Below are 18,119 nucleotides of genomic sequence, written 5' to 3' on the forward strand. Positions count from 1 at the left end.
CCTTTCCGCCAGGCTTACGCCCGGCCGCTGAGGTCTTGAAAAAGGCACCCAACCCAGCTACTGCGCAGCTTTGCAGCCCGCGCGAGCCGGTGGAGTGCCCGCCAGACGCAGCAGGACCGGACGGGATTGCGCTCCCCTAAGCGCCATTCACGCCCGGCAAGATTATCCCTTTGGGCCAAGCCCTAACTAAAACAGGATTACTCATGTCCTTTGCTTCCCTCGGTCTCTCCGAGGCTTTAGTCCGCGCCATCGAGGCAGCGGGCTATACCGAGCCTACTCCGGTGCAACAGCGGGCCATTCCCGCCGTGTTGCAAGGTCGCGACCTCATGGTTGCGGCTCAGACAGGTACCGGTAAAACCGGCGGTTTCGCCCTCCCGATCCTGGAGCGGTTGTTTCCCAACGGTCACCCGGACAAATCCCAGCGTCACGGCCCACGCCAACCGCGTGTACTGGTCCTGACCCCTACCCGCGAACTCGCCGCCCAGGTGCACGACAGCTTCAAGCTGTATGCCCGCGACTTGAAGTTCGTCAGCGCCTGCATTTTCGGCGGCGTCGGCATGAACCCACAGGTTCAAGCCATGTCCCGTGGCGTTGATGTGCTGGTGGCTTGCCCCGGTCGTTTGCTTGACCTGTGCGGCCAAGGCAGCGTCGATTTGTCCCACGTGGAAATCCTCGTGCTGGACGAAGCCGACCGCATGCTCGACATGGGCTTTGTCCATGACGTGAAAAAGGTCCTCGCTCGCCTCCCGGCCAAACGTCAGAACCTGCTGTTCTCGGCAACGTTCTCCCAGGACATCACCGCCCTGGCCGGCAAGCTGCTGCACAACCCGGAACGCATCGAAGTCACACCGCCGAACACCACGGTCGAGCGTATCGAGCAACGCGTGTTCCGCCTGGCCGCCAGCCACAAGCGTGCACTGCTGGCGCACCTGATCACCGCCGGCGCGTGGGAACAGGTACTGGTGTTCACCCGCACCAAGCACGGCGCCAACCGCCTGGCCGAGTACCTGGACAAACACGGCCTCACCGCCGTCGCCATCCACGGCAACAAGAGCCAGAACGCGCGTACCAAGGCCCTGGCCGACTTCAAGGCCGGTTCCGTGCGCATCCTGGTAGCCACCGATATCGCCGCCCGCGGCCTGGACATCGACCAACTGCCACACGTGGTCAACTTCGAGCTGCCAAACGTCGATGAAGACTACGTGCACCGTATCGGCCGTACTGGCCGTGCCGGGCGTTCGGGCGAGGCCATTTCCCTGGTCGCGCCGGACGAAGAAAAACTGCTGAAAAGCATCGAGCGCATGACCAAGCAGAAAATCGCCGACGGCGACCTGATGGGCTTCGATGCCAGCGCCGTGGAGGCCGAGAAGCCTGAAGCGCGCGAGCGTCCGGATGTGCGTAACCCACGCAACCCACGCGGTCCGAAGGGCGATGGCCCGAACGGCGGCGGTGGCGGCGGTGGTCGTCGCGATAAGGGCAAGGACAAAGGCGGCAAGGAAAAAGCGCCGACCAACGGCCGTGGCGAACGCCCAGCCCGTGAGCAGAAGCCTCGTGAAGGCACCCCGGCCCGCGAACAGCGCCAGCCGAGCCAGCCACCACGCGCCGCAGCCGCCGACCGTGCCCCGGACGAATTCCTCGACGACGATGTGGATAACTTCGGTAACCGCGTCGACTACGTGCCCCAGGCCAAGCCTGCCCAGGGCCGTGGCCGTCGTCCAGGTGCCCCGGCACAAGGCGCCAGTGCAGGTGCAGGTGCTCCGCGTGGCGGCCAGCCTCAGGGCGGTCGTCAGAACGGTCCACGCAACAGCAGCGGCGGCACCACCGGTACCCCGCCTGCCAAGCGCAGCGGCCCGCGTAATGGTGCACCGCGTGATGGCCAGGCGCGTCGCGAAGATTCGCGCAGCAACAACCGCCGCCCGGCCCGTGACGACCAGCCACGCCTGTCCGAGCCAGCGGTGCAAAACCCGCGTGGCGGCCCGGCGCCGAAGATCATCCACAAGGAGTCGAAAGCTGATCGCTTCCCGACACCCGAGCAGTTGGACCAACTGCCAGGCCGTCCTCGTGGTGAAAAACCAGCGCTGCTGACCCGCAACCGCTGAGTTTCAACGCGCCATAAAAAATGCCCCGCATCGAAAGATGCGGGGCATTTTTGTATGCGCGGCGAAAATTACTTCGCTTTCACACCTTCAAAGGTGATGTACAGCTGAACCACGTCGGACTGTGGACCTACGTCCATGCCCTTCGGAACGAACTCTTTACGGCTGATCGAGGTGGTGCCTTCAAAGCCGGCACGGTAGCCGCCCCAAGGGTCCTTGCCTTCGCCCAGGAACGTAGCCTTGACCACGATAGGCTTGGTTACGCCATGGAAGGTCAGGTCGCCAGTTACATCAGCAGTCTGCTTGCCATCAGCGTTCTTGCCGGTTGGCTTGACGCTGGTGGAGACGAACTTGGCGTCAGGGAATTTGCCCGACTCCAGGAAGTCTGCGCTGTTGACGTGCTTGTCGCGCTCGGCGTGGTTGGAGAACACGCTGGCAGTGCGAACATTCACTTCAACCTTCGCGTCTTCTGGCTTGGCGGCGTCGAAGCTGAACTTGCCGTCCAGGTCCTTGAAGGTACCGGTGATGTAGCTGTAGCCCAGGTGGCTGATCTTGAAGTCGACGAAGGCGTGCTGGCCTTCCTTGTCGATCACGTAGTCAGCAGCCATCGCCGAACCTGCGGACAGCAGGGCAGAACCGATTGCCAACGCAGCGAGTGTTTTTTTCAACATGCTTTCTATTCCTTATGAGTCGAGGTTGAACATCAGGCTTTGCGCCCCAGCATTCGCGTCAGGGTCGCATCACGATCGATAAAGTGGTGTTTCAACGCGGCCACGCCATGCAAGCCGGCGAAGACCACCAACACCCAGGCCAGGTACAGGTGCACCCAACCAGCAGTGTCTGCTTGGTCCGGTAGACCGGAAACCACGGCAGGAATTTCAAACAGACCAAACACCGGGATACCGACACCGTCTGCGGTGGAAATCAGGTAACCGGCAATCATCACGGCAAACAGCCCCACATACAGGAACGCGTGCCCAAATGCCGCACCGATCCGCGTCATACGGCTATAGCTAGCCAGCGGCGGTGGCGGTGGGCTGACCAGGCGCCAGACGATACGCACCAGCATGATGGCGAACAGCGTGATGCCAATGCTTTTGTGCAGGTCGGGAGCATCTTTGCGCCAGGCGCTGTAGTAGTCGAGACCAACCATCCACAGGCCCAGAGCGAACAGACCGAACACCACCAAGGCTACGCCCCAGTGCAAAACCATGCTGACCCAGCCATAGCGGGCGGGCGAATTGCGTAGCTGCATGTACTTAATCCCGTAAGAACTGTGCCCAAGACTAGCGATTTACCTATCGAATTAAAGCGGAAAATTTCGCTTTGAAATATCGAGAAATACGATGAAGAGGCTAGGCATCATAAATTAACAAGGGATTAAGACTATTCCCAAGAAACGTGACAGACCGTCCTGCATTTACTGCCAATTCTCTGACAATGGCTTGTGACACGCGCCACCATTGCATAGGCTTGCGCGATTGTTTCACCTGCGCCCGCCGCAGGACCGCTTCGAGGAGATAACCGATGGGCTTGAACAACCAGTGGATGCAACGCGACCTCGCGGTGCTGTGGCATCCCTGCACCCAGATGAAAGACCACCAGCAACTGCCGCTGATTCCGATCAAACGCGGTGAAGGCGTATGGCTGGAAGACTTCGAAGGCAAGCGCTACCTCGACGCCGTCAGTTCCTGGTGGGTCAATGTGTTCGGCCACGCCAACCCGCGTATCAACCAGCGCATCAAGGATCAGGTCGATCAGTTGGAACATGTGATCCTCGCGGGCTTCAGCCACCAGCCGGTGATCGAGCTGTCCGAGCGCCTGGTGCAGATGACGCCTGAGGGCCTGACCCGCTGCTTCTACGCCGATAACGGTTCATCCTGCATCGAAGTCGCGCTGAAGATGAGCTTCCACTATTGGCTCAACCGTGGCCTGCCAAACAAGAAGCGCTTCGTCACCCTGACCAACAGCTACCACGGTGAAACCATCGCCGCGATGTCGGTGGGCGACGTGCCGCTGTTTACCGAAACCTACAAGGCGCTGCTGCTCGACACCATCAAGGTGCCCAGCCCGGATTGCTACCTGCGTCCCGAGGGCATGAGCTGGGAGGAGCACTCGCGCAACATGTTCCTGGCCATGGAGCAGACCCTGGCCGACAACCACGCCACCGTCGCGGCGGTCATCGTCGAGCCGCTGATCCAGGGCGCTGGCGGCATGCGCATGTACCACCCGGTGTACCTCAAGCTGCTGCGCGAAGCCTGCGACCGCTACGGCGTGCACCTGATCCACGATGAAATCGCCGTGGGCTTCGGTCGCACCGGCAGCATGTTCGCCTGTGAACAGGCCGGCATCCGTCCGGACTTCTTGTGCCTGTCCAAGGCCCTCACCGGCGGCTACCTGCCGCTGGCGGCGGTGGTTACCACCGAAGACGTCTACAGCGCCTTCTACGATGACTACCCAACCCTGCGCGCCTTCCTGCATTCCCACAGCTACACCGGCAATCCGCTGGCGTGCGCCGCGGCCCTGGCGACCCTGGATATTTTCGAAGAAGACAACGTCATCGAAAACAACAAGGCCCTGGCCCAGCGCATGGCGACTGCCACCGCGCACTTGGTCGATCATCCCCATGTAGCGGAAGTCCGCCAGACCGGCATGGTGCTGGCCATCGAGATGGTGCAGGACAAAGCCACCAAGACCGCCTACCCATGGCAGGAACGCCGTGGCCTGAAGGTTTTCGAGCATGCCCTGGAACGCGGCGCACTGTTGCGGCCATTGGGCAGCGTGGTGTATTTCCTGCCGCCCTATGTGATCACGCCGGAGCAGATCGACTTCCTCGCCGAGGTCGCCAGTGAAGGCATCGATATCGCCACCAACAGCAAAGTCAGTGTGGCGGTGCCCAAGGACTTCCACCCAGGCTTCCGTGACCCAGGCTGATCTTCCCCATGATCGTACCCACGCTCCGCGTCCGCCCTGCACACCTCAGAGAACAGAAATGAGACTGTCCCGCTTTTTCACCGACACCCCGCTCAGCCTTGGTGATCACGAACTGCCCGAAGCCCAGGCACACTACATCAGCCGTGTGTTGCGCATGGGCGAGGGCGATGCCGTGCAATTGTTCGACGGCTCTGGCCAAGAGTTTCGGGGCACGTTGCTGGAAGTCGGTAAAAAACGCGTCAGCGTGCAGCTAACCGAAAGCTTCGCCGGCCAGGCCGAATCACCCCTGCACACCCACCTCGGCCAGGGCCTGTCCCGGGGCGAGCGCATGGATTGGGCGATCCAGAAAGCCACCGAACTGGGTGTCAACGCGATCACGCCGATCTTCAGCGAGCGCTGCGAAGTGCGCCTCAAGGACGAACGCGCCGACAAGCGCCTGCTGCACTGGCGCCAGGTGGCGATCAGCGCCTGCGAGCAATGTGGACGTTCGACGGTGCCGGTCATTCATGCACCGCTGCTGCTGGCGGATTGGTTGAAACAGGTCGACGCCGACCTGAAGCTGGTGCTGCACCCAGTGGCCGAGCCGATGGTCAGCCACGCCAAGCCATCAAGCCTGGCGTTTCTGATCGGGCCGGAAGGTGGCTTGACGGATGGGGAAGTTGAAACCGCCCAGGGCGCTGGCTTCCATGCCGCGCGGTTGGGGCCACGGGTATTGCGCACCGAAACCGCACCCGTGGTAGCGCTGGCCGTCGCCCAGCAACTCTGGGGCGACTTCTAAATCTGGGAGGTGATCACTCAACCGGATCACTCACCGGCTGGGCGATGATCGCCTTCAACTCGCTGGTCATCGGGAATTCCAGGTTCAACCCATTCGGCGCAATCGGCTGCTCGAACCAGCGCTGGTAAATCCCGTTGATCTGCCCCGAGCGGTATAGATCGCCCAAGGTCTGGTTCACCACCGCGAGAAACTGCGGGTCGTCCTTACGTACCATGCAACTGTAGATCTCCCGCGATTGCTCCTTGCCCACTACCACCCAACGGTGCGGGTCCCGGGCCTTGGCGCGCTCGCCGTAGAGCAATGCATCGTCCATATAGAACGCTACGGCGCGGCCGGTCTCGAGCATCTTGAACGCTTCGCCATGATCCCTGGCGCTGATCACGAACATGTTGCTCTGATGCTCGGCGTTGTAGCGTTTGAGAAAGCGCTCGTTGGTGGTGCCGGCGGTGGTTACCACGTTCTTGCCCTTGAGATCGGAAAAGCCATTGACGCCGCTGTCTTGGGCCGTCAATAGCTGCCCTTTCACATAGATGAACCCATAGGAAAAGGCCACCTGCTTCTGCCGTTCGGCGGTCACCCCGGTGGAGCCACACTCCAGGTCCACGGTGCCATTCTGCACCAATGGAATGCGGGTCTGGGACGTCACTAGACGATACTTGACGCGCAGGTTTGTCAGGCCGGTGTGTTCCCGGATACGCTCGACGATCCTGTGCGTGAGGTCCACCGAATACCCCATCGGCTTGCCGCTTTGATCGCCTATATACGAGAAAGGTACTGACGCATCACGATAACCAACGGAAATTTGCTGGTTCGTCGTGATTTTTTTCAAGGTTGCGCTGAATTCGCTCGCTGATGCCAAGTGCCCTACCAACACCAACGAAACCGCAGCGCAAGCCTTGCAAAGGCTACGGCTCACGACTGTTTTTTGCATAGGGCAATATCGCTCGCTATAGCTGTAGTTGGAGCCAGTACTTGCCCTATCCAGACAGCTGGGTTCATCTTCTTACACTCCAATAATCAAAGGTCAGGCTGCCCTGGGAAGAAACACATGGGCGTCGATCGAAGTCGACCGTTCTGCAATCATTTCAGCCAACAACTGGCCGCTGGCACACGCGAGCGTAAAGCCAAGAGCGCCATGCCCGAGGTTGAGCCACAGATTGCGATAGGAACTGGCGCCAATCAGTGGCAGGCCTGTGGGCGTCGCTGGCCGCATTCCTGCCCATTCAACCGCAGCGTCATAATTCCCGGCCATCGGAAACGTCTGGCGAGCCAGGCGTTTTATCACCGCCAGGCGCTTAGGTTCCGGTGCGCTGTTGAAACCCACCATGTCGACCATGGCCGCGACACGTAACTCTTCGCCGATGCGGGCATAAACAGTTCGGCGATCGTAATCGGTCACATTGATCTTCGGCGCACTGTGCTGCTCGCCGATGGGCACGCTAAGGCTGTAGCCCTTGAGGGGGTAAAGCGGTAAATGCATACCTGGCAAACCCAGGCTGGGACTGTTGTGGCCTGCCGCCAGGATCAGGTTCTCTACAGGTATGACTTCGTCTTCAAGCTCCACGGCCACAGCCGCACCAAACGCTTCATGGATACGTCGCACTTTGCGACCGTAGACGATGCGGCAGCGTCCCGACGCCTCCAAATGCCCACCAAGCTGCTGGCAGAATGCATGGCAATCGGCAACTTCTTCAGTGGGGTTGTAAATGCCGCCAACAAAAGTCCCTTCCATCAGGGACGGTTCAAGCTTGCGGCAGTCTTCAGCCGATAGCACCTGTTGCTGGAGGGGATCAGTCAATTTGCGCCGACCCTGTGCGAAGCTGTCGGCAGAGCGGAAGGTCAGCAGTTTTCCATTGCGCTTCCAGTTGAACCCCTCCAGATGGTCCTCTACCCGCCAACGGTTCAAGACGTCCTGGCTCATCGCTGCCAGGCGAAGCAAATGTGCGGAGTTTGTACGGTTGACCGAGGAACGGCAGGCCCCTATGAAAGAGGCGAGCCAGCGCCATTGCGAAAGGTCCAGCCGGGGCCTGAGTTTCAGGGGCGACTCCGAGCGCAGCAGAAAACCAAGCGCCTGGAGTGGCACGCCGGCATCGGCAAGGGGCGTGACGTAGCGATAGGACAGTTGGCCGCCGTTCGCAAAACTGGTGGCATTACCCAACTTTTTTTGCGCTTCGACCAAGGTGACTTCCATGCCTGCACGCACACATGCATAAGCGCTCGCCAAGCCTATGACGCCGCCGCCGATGATACATACTCGCTTTGCCATTCCGAAAAACCTCACATGGATTGAAACGAAATCCAGAGTAGGTTCAAGTGACAAAAGTTGAACAATGAATAAAGGTAAGCCACCTATAAGTTAAGGTTATGAAATCCATGCGCTTGCGACATATCGAAATTTTCCAAGCCATCCGTCAGACAGGCTCCGTGAGTGCCGCCGCACAGTTGCTGCACGTCTCGCAACCGGCGGTGAGCAAGGTGTTGCAGCACGCTGAACTGCAGTTGGGCTTTCCGTTGTTTCTCAGGGTGCGCGGCAAACTACAACCCACCCCGGAAGCCCTGGCACTGGAAAGTGAAGTCCAGAAAGTCACCACGAGCCTGCAAGGGGTGCTGCGCCTGGCCAAGAGTTTGCGCCATGCGCCGAAGCAAAGCGTGCGCATTGGCGCTATCCCCGCGCTGGCGCAGTCACTGCTGCCGCCATCCATACTCGAATGGAAGCGCAGCTACCCGGACATGGTCTGTGAGCTGTCCAGCGACCATAGCCGCGAGCTCGTACAGCAGTTATTGATGCGTGAGATCGACCTGGCGCTTACCCTGAATTTCTCCGGCCACCCTGGGCTCACCTCCCAGGTACTGGCGAACGGGGCGCTGGTGGCTTTAGCCGCCAAGGCGTACTGGCCTGAGGCTGAATCAAATAGGCCATTACCTTTGGCCGAACTGGCCAATACATCGCTGATTGGTCTTTCCAGCGCTGATCCATTGGCGGCCAAGCTCGACAGCTATCTGGAAAATCTCGACCCACCGCCGCAAATAAGCATTTCCGTACAAACCTATTCCCTTGCGCGGGCCATGGTTGAGTCCGGTGCGGGGATAACCGTGATCGACCCCTTTACGGCCCTCGGTGCCTCCACGGCGACAATGTGCATCCGCACGCTGGTCCCGCAGCTACCGATTACCCTGTACGCCCTGACCCGCGCCAACGAACCGCCTCCGCATATGTTAGCCGACCTGCTGCAGATCTTCGGCAACCGGGCGCGCGAGTTGCTTGATCGATTGTAGACAGGGCTGGCTTGCCAGCTACCACAGGTCAAAGCACGTAATGCATGATCGCCACGAAATGCAGCAGGCTGCCGCCGATCACAAACAAATGCCAGATGCCATGGGAATGACGCAGGCGATCTTCCAGGGCAAAAAAGATGATGCCGACGGTGTACAGCACCCCGCCCGACGCCAGCCAGATAAACCCTGCCGTACCCAGCGCCGCCATCAGCGGCTTGACCGCCACCAGTACGATCCAGCCCATCACCGCGTAGATCACGATGGATAGAATCCGCGCCTCCGAGCGCGGCTTGATCTCTTGCAGGATGCCAATCACCGCCAGCCCCCACACAATCCCGAACAACGTCCAGCCCCACGGCCCGCGTAGGGTCACCAGGCAGAACGGCGTGTAGCTGCCGGCGATCAACAGGTAGATGGAAAAGTGATCAACCTTCTGCATGATCTCTTTTCGCCGCCCTTGCACGCTGTGGTACACCGTCGATGCGCTGTACAGCACCATCAGGGTAAAGCCATAGATCGCCACGCTGACGATCTTCCAGGGGCTGCCGTCCAGGCTTGCCACCACCAACATCCATACGGCGCCAATACACGCCGCGACTGCACCGAGCAAATGGCTCCAGGCGTTGAAACGTTCCCCGTGGTACATCTGTCACCGACCTCCTGCAACCCTTAAGAACAGGCGGACAAGCGTCCCGCCTTGCGCATAAGAGTGCAAGTGGCGTGTGACGTTCCGGCGACGACAGCAGCGTTTACGGGCACAATCGAGTGCAATCGAACAAGAGCCCACGGCCATGCTGATCGACGAAGAATTCACCCTCAAGAAGCTGGAAATCTTCCTGGCGTTCATGCGTACCGGCAACCTGGCCCGCGCCGCCGCCGAACTGCAAACCAGTAACGTCAGCGTGCACCGCGCCATCCACTCCCTGGAAAGCGCCCTGCGTTGCCCGCTGTTCAAACACGAAGGCCGCAACCTCACACCCCTGGAAAGCGCCTACGTGCTCGAAGAGCGCGCGCAGAAACTGGTGGCCGATGTGGTCGACAGCGTGCGCCTGACCCGCGAAGCCGCCGGGTTCTCCGCCGAACGCTTCAAGCTCGGCTCGCTGTATTCGCTGACGGTCAAGACCGTGCCGCAGTTGATCATGGGCCTGAAAATCCGGCGCAGCGAACTGAATATCGACCTGATCCTGGGCTCCAACTTCGACCTGCTTTACAAGCTCAAGAACATGGAAGTCGATGCGATCCTGATCTCCCTCGAAGAACACGCCAACGACCCCGACTGTGAGCAGATCGCGCTGTTCAGCGATGACATCTTCCTCGCCACCCCGGCCGACTCACCGCTGGACCGCAACCAGGAAATCGACTTGGCCGAGGTACGCGACGCCACCTTCATCACCCTCACCCAGGGTTTTGCCACGCACCAGGATGGCAACCGGGTGTTCAAGCAAGCGGGGTTCGAGCCGAAGGTGGCGATGCAGGTCAATGACATCTTCACGCTGCTGAGCATGGTCAGTTCAGGCGTGGGTTATGCGCTGCTGCCGGGGCGGATTGCGGCGGTGTATGAGAACCGCGTGAAGCTGATACCGTTGCAACCCAGGTACCGGTTGCAGCAGCATATCGGCGTGGTGTTCTTGAAAGCCAAGGAGCGCGACCCGAACTTGCTGGCGTTGTTGGCCGAGTGTCGGATGTATGCCAATCGGCAGGCGATACCCTGACAGACCGCTATCGGGAGCAAGCCCCCTCCCACACTTGACCGAGTTCCAACCTGAGAATTCGGTCAAAATGTGGGAGGGGGCTTGCCCCCGATTACGTCAGTCCAGACACTGAAAATCCTCAGGTCAGCCCACCAACCCCCTCATCACCAAAAACAACAACGATGGCCCCAGCAAACACCCCAGCGCCGTATAGAACGCCGCTGTCAAACACCCATACGGCACCAGCTTCGGATCAGTCGCCGCCAAGCCGCCCGCCACACCGCTGGAGGTGCCCATCAAGCCACCGAAGATCACCGCACTGCGCGGGTTGTTCAGCCCGATCAGCGGCGCCACGAACGGCGTCATCACCATTACCAGAATCGCCTTGATCAACCCCGCAGCAATGGACAGCGCCATCACCTCGGAACTGGCCCCAATCGCAGCGCCGGTCACCGGGCCAACGATATAGGTCACGGCCCCGGCGCCGATAGTGGTAAGGCTAACCGCATCGGTATAACCGAACGCCATCGCCACCCCAACCCCGGCAATAAACGACGAACCCACGCCAACAAACAGCGCCAGCACGCCAGCGTATCCGGCGCGCTTGAGCTCATCGACACTCACCCCAAACGCCGTGGCGACAATGGCGAAGTCGCGCAGCATCGCGCCGCCCAACAGGCCGATGCCTGACAACAGCGGAATATCCACCACACCCTTCGAGCCACCGGTAAAGGCCCCGCCTACATACGACAGCAACAAGCCCAGCAGAATGGCGATAGCCGAGCCGTGCAGGCGGCCTTTGGTAAAGGTGTCGGAAATCCAATACGAGACCCACATGGTCAGGCCGATCACGGCAAAACCACTGATCAAGCCGTAGCCGGTGATCACTTTCATAATCGATTCGTACATGGCGATCACCCGGCTTCTTTGGTGGGAACAGCCGCCACAGGTTCGCGGTTACCGATACGCACCAGCACCGGTACCAGGGCAAATCCCAGTACCACCGCAACGGTCCCGGCCAGAATCGCCATGGGCCCGCCACTGATGGCGCCATACACGTTTTGCTGGGCAGCCATCGCCACCACAATCGGGATATACACTGCGGCCCAGAAACTCACACCCTGCTCCGACTTGCCGGTAAACAAGCCGCGCTTACCGAGGTAACTGCCCAGGCCGATCAACAGCAACATGGCGATACCCACCCCGCCGACGTTGGCCGGGATACCCATCCATTTGCCCAGCAGTTCACCGACAAACAGGCCAGCCAATGTGCACAGCGCCAGAAACGCCACACCGTAAATAATCATGGTTGTTATCCTCAAAGTGCTCGTTCGAAATTGTTGTTTTTGTGCTTCGAAAGCCTTGGGTGCTGCTTTATCGGTGGCGGCGCTCCTCCTCTTGCAGCAGGGCCTGCAAGGTGTCCAGGCGTGCGCCTTCGCAGGCGATCACCGTGCCTTGTTCAAACACGCGGCGTGACAGGCTGGTGAGTACGGCGCCCGGGGGCAGTTCGATCTGCAGGCGCACACCGCGCTCGTAGGCACTTTGCACAGTGCCGCGCCAATCGACGACGCGGCACATGTTGAAGGCCAGGTCGTCGCGCAGTTGCTCGGGGTTATGGATGGGCCGCGCGCGGGTGCTGCTCAGATAGGTGATACGCGGCGCCTTGAGCGGGACGAAAGCTTGGGCCAGGGCCTGGGCGGGTTGCTCCAGCAGCACGCAGTGGGACGGCACACTGACGGCCAGGCGCTTGGCGATGCCGTTGCCTTTGATGCGCTCGGCGACACGCTGCATCGCCTCGTTGCTGCCCGCGATGACGGTCTGGTTGTCGGCGTTGATATTGGCCAGATAAACCGGTGTTTGTGGGCTATGAATGTCGGCCAGCAAGGTTTCGACGGTGGATAACGGCGGGCCGATGATCGCGGTCATGCCGTAGCCGTGTGGGTAAGCGCTTTGCATCAGTTCGCCGCGCAGGCTGACGAGTTTGATTGCCTCGTCGAACGCCAATGCCCCCGCGATCACCGCCGCCGGGTAGGCGCCGATGGACAAGCCCGCCACGTAATCAGGCGTGTGGTGCAACTGGCGCGCATGGGCGACGCCAACGATCAGCAGGCACAGTTGCACAGCGCGGGTCGACTCAAGGGCCTGCGCCGTATCGAGTTGGCGAACGTCCTCGCCCAGCGCATCACTGGCTTGCTCCAACACATCAGCCGGCAATGCCTGGAGCATGCCTGGTCGTTGCGCGCCCTGCCCAGGAAAGACCAGAAGGCTACTCATACCACCGCCTGCCAAGGATCAAGCACAAGGTGCGCGCCGCCGGCGGCTTTCAACAGAACACGCCGTGATCCGCCAGCCCACTCACGCAAGGCGACGGCGCCAAAGGGAGTTTGCAGTTGCAGGTCCACGGCGCACGGAGCGCTGTCCACTATCGCCAGCAGACCCTCGGCATCGCTGCGTTCAAGCCGCTGAGGTGTGCGCAGGATCAAATCCAGGTCACTCTGCTCGTGCAGCGCTTGAATGCCGCTGGCCAACTCGAAACCCGCACTGCCGGTGACGCCCCATGCCTTGTGTGCCAACACCGGCCGCAGTAGATCGAGCGCGCGCAACGCCGGTAGATTCCGAGGCGAGGTCACGCCGCACAGTGCCTCCGGTATGACTCGCCGTTGCACAGCGGCAATGGGCATCACCGCCGCAAAACGCTGCTCACGCAAACGTCCGCGTACACCCACTGCCACCTGGCCCCGCTCAGCGATGGCACGCCGCACCACCACCGGATGACCGGCACTGAGCGCATCCAGCACCCAGGCCGGAGCGTCAGCGGGCAGATGCGCCGAGGTCATGCCCCAGAGCAGGTCATGGGCGTTCACCATTGTTCCCGCAGCAGCTGGCGTACGTGGCTGGAGGCAGCGCGATGGGTCGCGCCGAGGCGGCCTTTTAAATCAGGCCCCGCGACATCGTTGATAGCCTGCATCAGGCAGTCGTTGACCCGCACCACATCGTCCGGCGTCGGCTGTTCAATCTGGCTCACCGACAAGGTCTCCCAGAGCAAACCGAGGCTGGCATAGCTGTCGATGTCATAGGCCATTGGCGGCACGCTGGCGGCCAGGGCTTCCAGCTCCTCGACGCTGCGCAACGTCACCCGTGCAGCCGAGGCCTTGCCCATGGCGTGCACCATCACGCCAGGGTCGCGCAGGGCGATCAGGCGATTGGCCTGGTAGCCGTGGGCGAGGAATGCGCCAGACATGGCCTTGCCCACCAGCAGCGCGATCACCGGATGGCCGGCCAGACGTGCGCGAGCGTAGCTGTCGGCGGCGGCGGCAAGGGCCTGGTGGATACCCAGAGCCTCTTCGCGACGGCCATAGGCTTGGCTGGGCACGTCGACGATGGCGATCAGCGGGCGTTTGTCACCCCTCGCGATGGCTTCATCAACAGCCTTGGCAAGCCCCCAACCTTCCAGCAAGCCAACTTCGCCATTGCGCGCACGCGGGAAGCGGTTATTGGGGTCGGTGACCACGGCGATAAAACGCACCGCCTGTTCACCCAAGACGCCGTCTGCGACTTTCAATGAGTCCGGCAACCCCTTCACGGGGGTCGCACCGGCGCTCAATGCGTTAAACCACTGCAACCCTCTCATGGGCGTTCTCCCTGATACAGAGCGCGAACCGTCGCCGGCTCGATTTGCGCCGTCGCGTCCAGTTCGGCCAGGCGCCCCAGGTAGAACTCAGCACGACGGCTGCGTTGTTGGTCGGGCGCTCCTTGCTGCAACAGCGTGCTGACGGTGTGCTGGATCTGCGCTACATCGTCCGCCACGTAACGGTCGGCCAAGCCGCTGTTGAAGCGTTGCTCACCGCCCGTAAGGCTCCAGATGAAAGGTCGGTCGCGGGAGTCGTATTCTTGCAGGCCGGCTTCCTGTTCAATCACCTGCGGGCCATTCAAGCCCACGCGAGCTTCGCGGGTGACGACCAGGTAACTGCAGAGCCCGGCTGCGATGGACATGCCTCCAAAACAGCCGACACTGCCTGCCACCACGCCGATCACCGGCTGGTACTGGCGCAGGTCGACAATCGCCGCATGAATATCGGCAATCGCGGCCAGGCCCAGGTTGGCTTCCTGCAAGCGCACGCCACCGGTTTCCAGCAGCAGCACGGCGCGGGTGGGGGTGCCGTTGCGGTTGTCTTCGGCGGCCAGTTCCAGGGCGCCCGCGATCTTCGCGCCGCCGACTTCACCGAGGCTGCCGCCCTGGAAATTACCTTCGATCGCGGCAACCACCACCGGCAACCCGGCGATACTGCCCTTGGCGATCACCACACCGTCATCGGCCTGGGGCACCACGCCTTGACGGCTGAGCCACGGCGACATGACGCGCTGGAATGGGTCGATCAGTTCACGGTAGGTACCGGCATCCAACAACGCCTTGGCGCGCTGCCGTGCACCGAGTTCGACAAAGCTGTGTTTGGCAAGCAAGTCAGTCATGGCCGATCTCCTCGAAGCCTTGCTCCAGGCGCAAACGCACCACACCGGGCGTGGCACCGAAATCGTGGATATCGATCTTCAACGCAGGCGGCGTCTGCTCTTGGAAGATGCGTTCAAACAGGTGCTGCCAGCGTTGCTCGGCGCCATTGACGGAGGTCTGCACCTGGATGGTCAGCGTGCCGGCCGTGCCGGGTTCCAGCAGTACTTCCAGATCGCCTGAGCCGACGCAACCCACCAGCGCACGGCCTTTGCCGGGCTGCCCGGCGGGGAATTCAAAGGATAAGGTTTCCATCACAGCGCTCCGTCGAGGCGGTCGATAAACAGGCAGGCGGCCAACAGGTCGGCGGCACCGCCGGGGGAGGCATTCAGGGCCAGCAGTTGGTTGTCCAGTTCGTGCAGTTGGCGACGACCGGCGAGGGTGGCGCTGCCACCGGCGTCGAGCACGGCTTGGGCGCCCTGTTGCATGGTGGTCAAGCCTTCGGTGCCGGCGCGGTAGAGCACGCAGGTGTCGGCCAGCTCGGTCATGATCGCGAGCAAGGCATCCAGGCGTGCGTTCTGCTCGCCGGCGTTTCGCTGGCGGCTTTTGTGCAGTTGCGGCAAGCCGCGTTGCATCACGGCGGGGAAGCCCAACTGCGCTTCTTCACGGGCACCACGTGCGCCGTAGCGTTGGGCCACCTGAGCGCCGTGACTCATGGGTTGCGGAGCGAAGCGGTCATTGAGCAGGGCCAGTTTGGCTGCATTCAGCGGTATCGCGCGAGGTTCCAGGGCGGCCGCTGCGGTCAGCAAACCGAGGGCCCAGATCGCGCCGCGATGAGTATTTACGCCGTTGGTGGTGATGAGCATCGCTTGCTCCCCTTCGCGGCCAATACGCCCCAGGGCTTCGCGCAAGGGCAAGCCGATTTCGCCGATTTCGAGCGCGGCCTCAGCCATTTCCTTGAACATCGGCCACAACGACAGCGCCGACGCGTGCATCAACCCCAGGTGCAAATCGCTATGGGCGCCGTTGCCGCGCCGATCCACCAAGGCGGGCTTGGGCGACAAATCCGCTTCGTCTATCAGCGCATCCACGGCCATATCCGCCAGGCGATCGGCGAGGCTCAATTCATGCAGTTTGAAAGCACGCATTTACCAGCTCCTGAATTTGGCAGGCGGGTTGTACAAGCCACCGGACCACTCCACCAGGTCGGCCACGCTCTTGGCGGCCAACAGCTCGCGGGTGGCGTCGGTGCGGCGGATGCCCAAATCTTCAGGCAAAGCAATCAAGCCTTCGCGGCGCATGCGTGCGGTGTCCTTGGGGTTATGGCGCAGGCCGATGGCGGTCACCCCGGCGACGGCGGCGATCATCGCCTGGCGCTCTTCCAGGGAACGCGCCTTGTACAGGTAGGCGATGCCTTCTTCGGTGAGCAAGTGGGTGACGTCGTCGCCGTAGATCATGATCGGCGCCAGGGGCATGCCGCTTTTGCGTGCGACGTCCACCGCGTCGAGGGTCTCGACAAAGGTCGGTTTGCCGCCTTCCTGGAAGGTCTCGACCATTTGCACTACGAGTTTTTTGCCGCGTTCAAGCAAGGCTTCTGGCGCATCGCCGTGGCGCATATCCAGCCAGGCAGGCGTGCCATGGCGGCGACCGCGTGGGTCGTGGCCCATGTTCGGTGCACCACCAAAACCGGCAAGGCGGCCACGGGTCACCGTGCTGGAATGCCCGTCACCATCCACTTGCAGGGTGGCGCCGATAAACAGGTCCACCGCGTACTGGCCGGCCAGTTGGCAGAACATCCGGTTGGAGCGCATCGAACCGTCGCGGCCGGTAAAGAACACATCCGGGCGCGCGGCGATGTAGTTCTCCATACCCAGTTCGGTGCCGAAGCAATGCACGCTTTGCACCCAACCGCTTTCAATGGCCGGGATCAGCGTGGGGTGCGGATTGAGCGTCCAGTTGCGGCAGATCTTGCCCTTGAGCCCGAGGGATTCGCCATAGGTGGGCAGGATCAACTCGATGGCAGCGGTGTTGAAACCAATGCCGTGGTTGAGCGACTGCACATTGTGCTTTTCGTAGATGCCACGGATCGCCATCATCGCCATCAGCACATGCACCGGCTTGATATGGCGTGGGTCGCGAGTGAACAGCGGTTCGATGTAGAAAGGCTTGTCGGCCACCACCACGAAATCGACCCAGCTTGCGGGGATGTCCACACGGGGCAAGTCGGTGACGTCGTCCACCAACTGGTTGACCTGCACAATGACGATGCCATCGCTGAACGCGGCGGGTTCGATCAGCGCCGGGGTGTCTTCGGTGCTGGCGCCGGTGTAGATATTGCCGGCGCGGTCGGCCATGAAGCCGGCCGAGAGCACCACGTTGGGGATCAGGTCCACCACCAGGCGCGCATAGAGTTCGATGTAGGTATGGATCGCGCCGATTTCCAGCAGGCCGTCTTCCAGCAACTGGCTGATGCGCAGGGATTGAGTGCCGGCGAAGGAAAAGTCGAGCTTGCGGGCGATGCCTTTCTCGAACAAGTCCAAGTGCTCGGCGCGCCCGACACTGGGCATGATCATGTGCAAATCGTGGAGCTTGGCCGGGTCAGCCTTGGCCAGGGAGCGCGAGAGGAAGTCGGCCTGCTTCTGGTTGTTGCCCTCCAGCACCACGCGGTCGCCGGGGAGGATCAGCGCTTCCAGGGCCGCGACGATCTTGTCGCTGGGCAACACCGCCCCGTCTGCATACTGTTTGACCAGCCCGAGCCGCCGCTGCTTCTCGTCGCGCCGCCGCGTCCAGCGCGAGTCGGGGGTGATGGTTGTTGTCATGGTCGCTCCACGGGGTTTGCTGTCGTGGGGCTGTACCTTAGGAGTGAATTCGGGGGCCATCAATCAAGCTCAGCGACA

19 protein-coding genes are annotated in these 18,119 nt (G+C 61.5%); 5 read left to right on the forward strand and 14 right to left on the reverse strand.

What is annotated here, in order from left to right:
• The first annotated feature begins 203 nt into the window (after window positions 1–203).
• Complete coding sequence (locus JFT66_RS08010) at window positions 204–2,099, forward strand: DEAD/DEAH box helicase (protein WP_034116204.1); 1,896 nt, start codon at window positions 204–206, stop codon at window positions 2,097–2,099.
• A gap of 68 nt (window positions 2,100–2,167) precedes the next feature.
• Here the strand turns inward: JFT66_RS08010 and JFT66_RS08015 are convergent, their stop codons facing one another.
• Both JFT66_RS08015 and JFT66_RS08020 read right to left on the reverse strand, forming a co-directional pair.
• A complete protein-coding gene (locus JFT66_RS08015) occupies window positions 2,168–2,767 on the reverse strand; it encodes a YceI family protein (protein WP_034116205.1) in 600 nt (199 codons plus the stop codon).
• A 32-nt stretch (window positions 2,768–2,799) separates the two neighbouring features.
• A complete protein-coding gene (locus tag JFT66_RS08020) occupies window positions 2,800–3,351 on the reverse strand; it encodes a cytochrome b (protein ID WP_034116206.1) in 552 nt (183 codons plus the stop codon).
• A gap of 272 nt (window positions 3,352–3,623) precedes the next feature.
• Here JFT66_RS08020 and JFT66_RS08025 point away from each other — a divergent pair, with 272 nt between their 5' ends.
• Window positions 3,624–5,030, forward strand: coding sequence for an adenosylmethionine--8-amino-7-oxononanoate transaminase (locus JFT66_RS08025; protein WP_198859077.1), 1,407 nt, complete (start codon window positions 3,624–3,626; stop codon window positions 5,028–5,030).
• 58 nt (window positions 5,031–5,088) lie between these two features.
• Window positions 5,089–5,808 (forward strand): 16S rRNA (uracil(1498)-N(3))-methyltransferase, encoded by a 720-nt coding sequence (locus JFT66_RS08030; protein ID WP_153871387.1) that lies wholly within the window; start codon window positions 5,089–5,091, stop codon window positions 5,806–5,808.
• 13 nt (window positions 5,809–5,821) lie between these two features.
• On the opposite strand, the gene JFT66_RS08035 is transcribed toward JFT66_RS08030, so the two are convergent.
• Entirely contained in the window at window positions 5,822–6,739 is a 918-nt protein-coding gene (locus tag JFT66_RS08035) for a transporter substrate-binding domain-containing protein (protein WP_198859078.1), read from the reverse strand.
• A gap of 93 nt (window positions 6,740–6,832) precedes the next feature.
• Window positions 6,833–8,074, reverse strand: a complete 1,242-nt coding sequence (locus JFT66_RS08040; protein ID WP_034116210.1) for a D-amino acid dehydrogenase — start codon at window positions 8,072–8,074, stop codon at window positions 6,833–6,835.
• A 107-nt stretch (window positions 8,075–8,181) separates the two neighbouring features.
• Here JFT66_RS08040 and JFT66_RS08045 point away from each other — a divergent pair, with 107 nt between their 5' ends.
• Complete coding sequence (locus JFT66_RS08045; RefSeq protein ID WP_034116687.1) at window positions 8,182–9,084, forward strand: LysR family transcriptional regulator; 903 nt, start codon at window positions 8,182–8,184, stop codon at window positions 9,082–9,084.
• Between the two features lie 28 nt (window positions 9,085–9,112).
• On the opposite strand, the gene trhA is transcribed toward JFT66_RS08045, so the two are convergent.
• Complete coding sequence (gene trhA / locus JFT66_RS08050; RefSeq protein ID WP_034116211.1) at window positions 9,113–9,730, reverse strand: PAQR family membrane homeostasis protein TrhA; 618 nt, start codon at window positions 9,728–9,730, stop codon at window positions 9,113–9,115.
• A gap of 145 nt (window positions 9,731–9,875) precedes the next feature.
• Between trhA and JFT66_RS08055 the strand changes: the two genes are divergently transcribed.
• Window positions 9,876–10,796 carry a LysR family transcriptional regulator gene (locus tag JFT66_RS08055; RefSeq protein WP_198859079.1) on the forward strand — a complete coding sequence of 307 codons (921 nt, stop codon included), beginning with the start codon at window positions 9,876–9,878 and terminating at the stop codon, window positions 10,794–10,796.
• Between the two features lie 123 nt (window positions 10,797–10,919).
• Here the strand turns inward: JFT66_RS08055 and madM are convergent, their stop codons facing one another.
• From madM to mdcA, 9 genes are all read right to left on the reverse strand, one after another.
• On the reverse strand, window positions 10,920–11,684 hold the full coding sequence (madM, locus tag JFT66_RS08060; RefSeq protein WP_153871384.1) for a malonate transporter subunit MadM: 765 nt from the start codon (window positions 11,682–11,684) through the stop codon (window positions 10,920–10,922).
• Window positions 11,685–11,689: 5 nt separating this feature from the next.
• Complete coding sequence (gene madL, locus JFT66_RS08065) at window positions 11,690–12,082, reverse strand: malonate transporter subunit MadL (protein WP_034116213.1); 393 nt, start codon at window positions 12,080–12,082, stop codon at window positions 11,690–11,692.
• A gap of 67 nt (window positions 12,083–12,149) precedes the next feature.
• Window positions 12,150–13,049, reverse strand: a complete 900-nt coding sequence (gene mdcH, locus JFT66_RS08070; RefSeq protein WP_153871382.1) for a malonate decarboxylase subunit epsilon — start codon at window positions 13,047–13,049, stop codon at window positions 12,150–12,152.
• Window positions 13,046–13,642: a malonate decarboxylase holo-ACP synthase gene (locus JFT66_RS08075; protein ID WP_198859080.1), complete on the reverse strand. Its 597-nt coding sequence runs from the start codon at window positions 13,640–13,642 to the stop codon at window positions 13,046–13,048. Before JFT66_RS08075 ends, mdcH begins: the two co-directional genes overlap by 4 nt.
• Window positions 13,636–14,406, reverse strand: a complete 771-nt coding sequence (gene mdcE, locus JFT66_RS08080; RefSeq protein ID WP_034116216.1) for a biotin-independent malonate decarboxylase subunit gamma — start codon at window positions 14,404–14,406, stop codon at window positions 13,636–13,638. Before mdcE ends, JFT66_RS08075 begins: the two co-directional genes overlap by 7 nt.
• Window positions 14,403–15,245: a biotin-independent malonate decarboxylase subunit beta gene (locus JFT66_RS08085; RefSeq protein ID WP_034116217.1), complete on the reverse strand. Its 843-nt coding sequence runs from the start codon at window positions 15,243–15,245 to the stop codon at window positions 14,403–14,405. Before JFT66_RS08085 ends, mdcE begins: the two co-directional genes overlap by 4 nt.
• A complete protein-coding gene (locus tag JFT66_RS08090) occupies window positions 15,238–15,537 on the reverse strand; it encodes a malonate decarboxylase subunit delta (protein WP_153837459.1) in 300 nt (99 codons plus the stop codon). The genes JFT66_RS08085 and JFT66_RS08090 overlap by 8 nt, the downstream gene beginning before the upstream one ends.
• Window positions 15,537–16,370: a triphosphoribosyl-dephospho-CoA synthase gene (locus JFT66_RS08095; protein ID WP_153871379.1), complete on the reverse strand. Its 834-nt coding sequence runs from the start codon at window positions 16,368–16,370 to the stop codon at window positions 15,537–15,539. The genes JFT66_RS08090 and JFT66_RS08095 overlap by 1 nt, the downstream gene beginning before the upstream one ends.
• Entirely contained in the window at window positions 16,371–18,041 is a 1,671-nt protein-coding gene (gene mdcA / locus JFT66_RS08100; protein WP_198859081.1) for a malonate decarboxylase subunit alpha, read from the reverse strand.
• Window positions 18,042–18,119 lie beyond the last annotated feature (78 nt).

The sequence above is a fragment of the Pseudomonas sp. MF6755 genome (assembly GCF_016405635.1).
Taxonomy (GTDB): Bacteria; Pseudomonadota; Gammaproteobacteria; order Pseudomonadales; family Pseudomonadaceae; genus Aquipseudomonas; species Aquipseudomonas haemolytica.

What these genes read in the sequence shown, in the direction of transcription:
- JFT66_RS08010 (WP_034116204.1), top strand. Translation starts at nt 204, where the DNA reads ATGTCCTTTGCTTCCCTCGGTCTCTCCGAGGCTTTAGTCCGCGCCATC.
- JFT66_RS08015 (WP_034116205.1), bottom strand. Translation starts at nt 2,767, where the DNA reads ATGTTGAAAAAAACACTCGCTGCGTTGGCAATCGGTTCTGCCCTGCTG.
- JFT66_RS08020 (WP_034116206.1), bottom strand. Translation starts at nt 3,351, where the DNA reads ATGCAGCTACGCAATTCGCCCGCCCGCTATGGCTGGGTCAGCATGGTT.
- JFT66_RS08025 (WP_198859077.1), top strand. Translation starts at nt 3,624, where the DNA reads ATGGGCTTGAACAACCAGTGGATGCAACGCGACCTCGCGGTGCTGTGG.
- JFT66_RS08030 (WP_153871387.1), top strand. Translation starts at nt 5,089, where the DNA reads ATGAGACTGTCCCGCTTTTTCACCGACACCCCGCTCAGCCTTGGTGAT.
- JFT66_RS08035 (WP_198859078.1), bottom strand. Translation starts at nt 6,739, where the DNA reads ATGCAAAAAACAGTCGTGAGCCGTAGCCTTTGCAAGGCTTGCGCTGCG.
- JFT66_RS08040 (WP_034116210.1), bottom strand. Translation starts at nt 8,074, where the DNA reads ATGGCAAAGCGAGTATGTATCATCGGCGGCGGCGTCATAGGCTTGGCG.
- JFT66_RS08045 (WP_034116687.1), top strand. Translation starts at nt 8,182, where the DNA reads ATGCGCTTGCGACATATCGAAATTTTCCAAGCCATCCGTCAGACAGGC.
- trhA (WP_034116211.1), bottom strand. Translation starts at nt 9,730, where the DNA reads ATGTACCACGGGGAACGTTTCAACGCCTGGAGCCATTTGCTCGGTGCA.
- JFT66_RS08055 (WP_198859079.1), top strand. Translation starts at nt 9,876, where the DNA reads ATGCTGATCGACGAAGAATTCACCCTCAAGAAGCTGGAAATCTTCCTG.
- madM (WP_153871384.1), bottom strand. Translation starts at nt 11,684, where the DNA reads ATGTACGAATCGATTATGAAAGTGATCACCGGCTACGGCTTGATCAGT.
- madL (WP_034116213.1), bottom strand. Translation starts at nt 12,082, where the DNA reads ATGATTATTTACGGTGTGGCGTTTCTGGCGCTGTGCACATTGGCTGGC.
- mdcH (WP_153871382.1), bottom strand. Translation starts at nt 13,049, where the DNA reads ATGAGTAGCCTTCTGGTCTTTCCTGGGCAGGGCGCGCAACGACCAGGC.
- JFT66_RS08075 (WP_198859080.1), bottom strand. Translation starts at nt 13,642, where the DNA reads ATGGTGAACGCCCATGACCTGCTCTGGGGCATGACCTCGGCGCATCTG.
- mdcE (WP_034116216.1), bottom strand. Translation starts at nt 14,406, where the DNA reads ATGAGAGGGTTGCAGTGGTTTAACGCATTGAGCGCCGGTGCGACCCCC.
- JFT66_RS08085 (WP_034116217.1), bottom strand. Translation starts at nt 15,245, where the DNA reads ATGACTGACTTGCTTGCCAAACACAGCTTTGTCGAACTCGGTGCACGG.
- JFT66_RS08090 (WP_153837459.1), bottom strand. Translation starts at nt 15,537, where the DNA reads ATGGAAACCTTATCCTTTGAATTCCCCGCCGGGCAGCCCGGCAAAGGC.
- JFT66_RS08095 (WP_153871379.1), bottom strand. Translation starts at nt 16,370, where the DNA reads ATGCGTGCTTTCAAACTGCATGAATTGAGCCTCGCCGATCGCCTGGCG.
- mdcA (WP_198859081.1), bottom strand. Translation starts at nt 18,041, where the DNA reads ATGACAACAACCATCACCCCCGACTCGCGCTGGACGCGGCGGCGCGAC.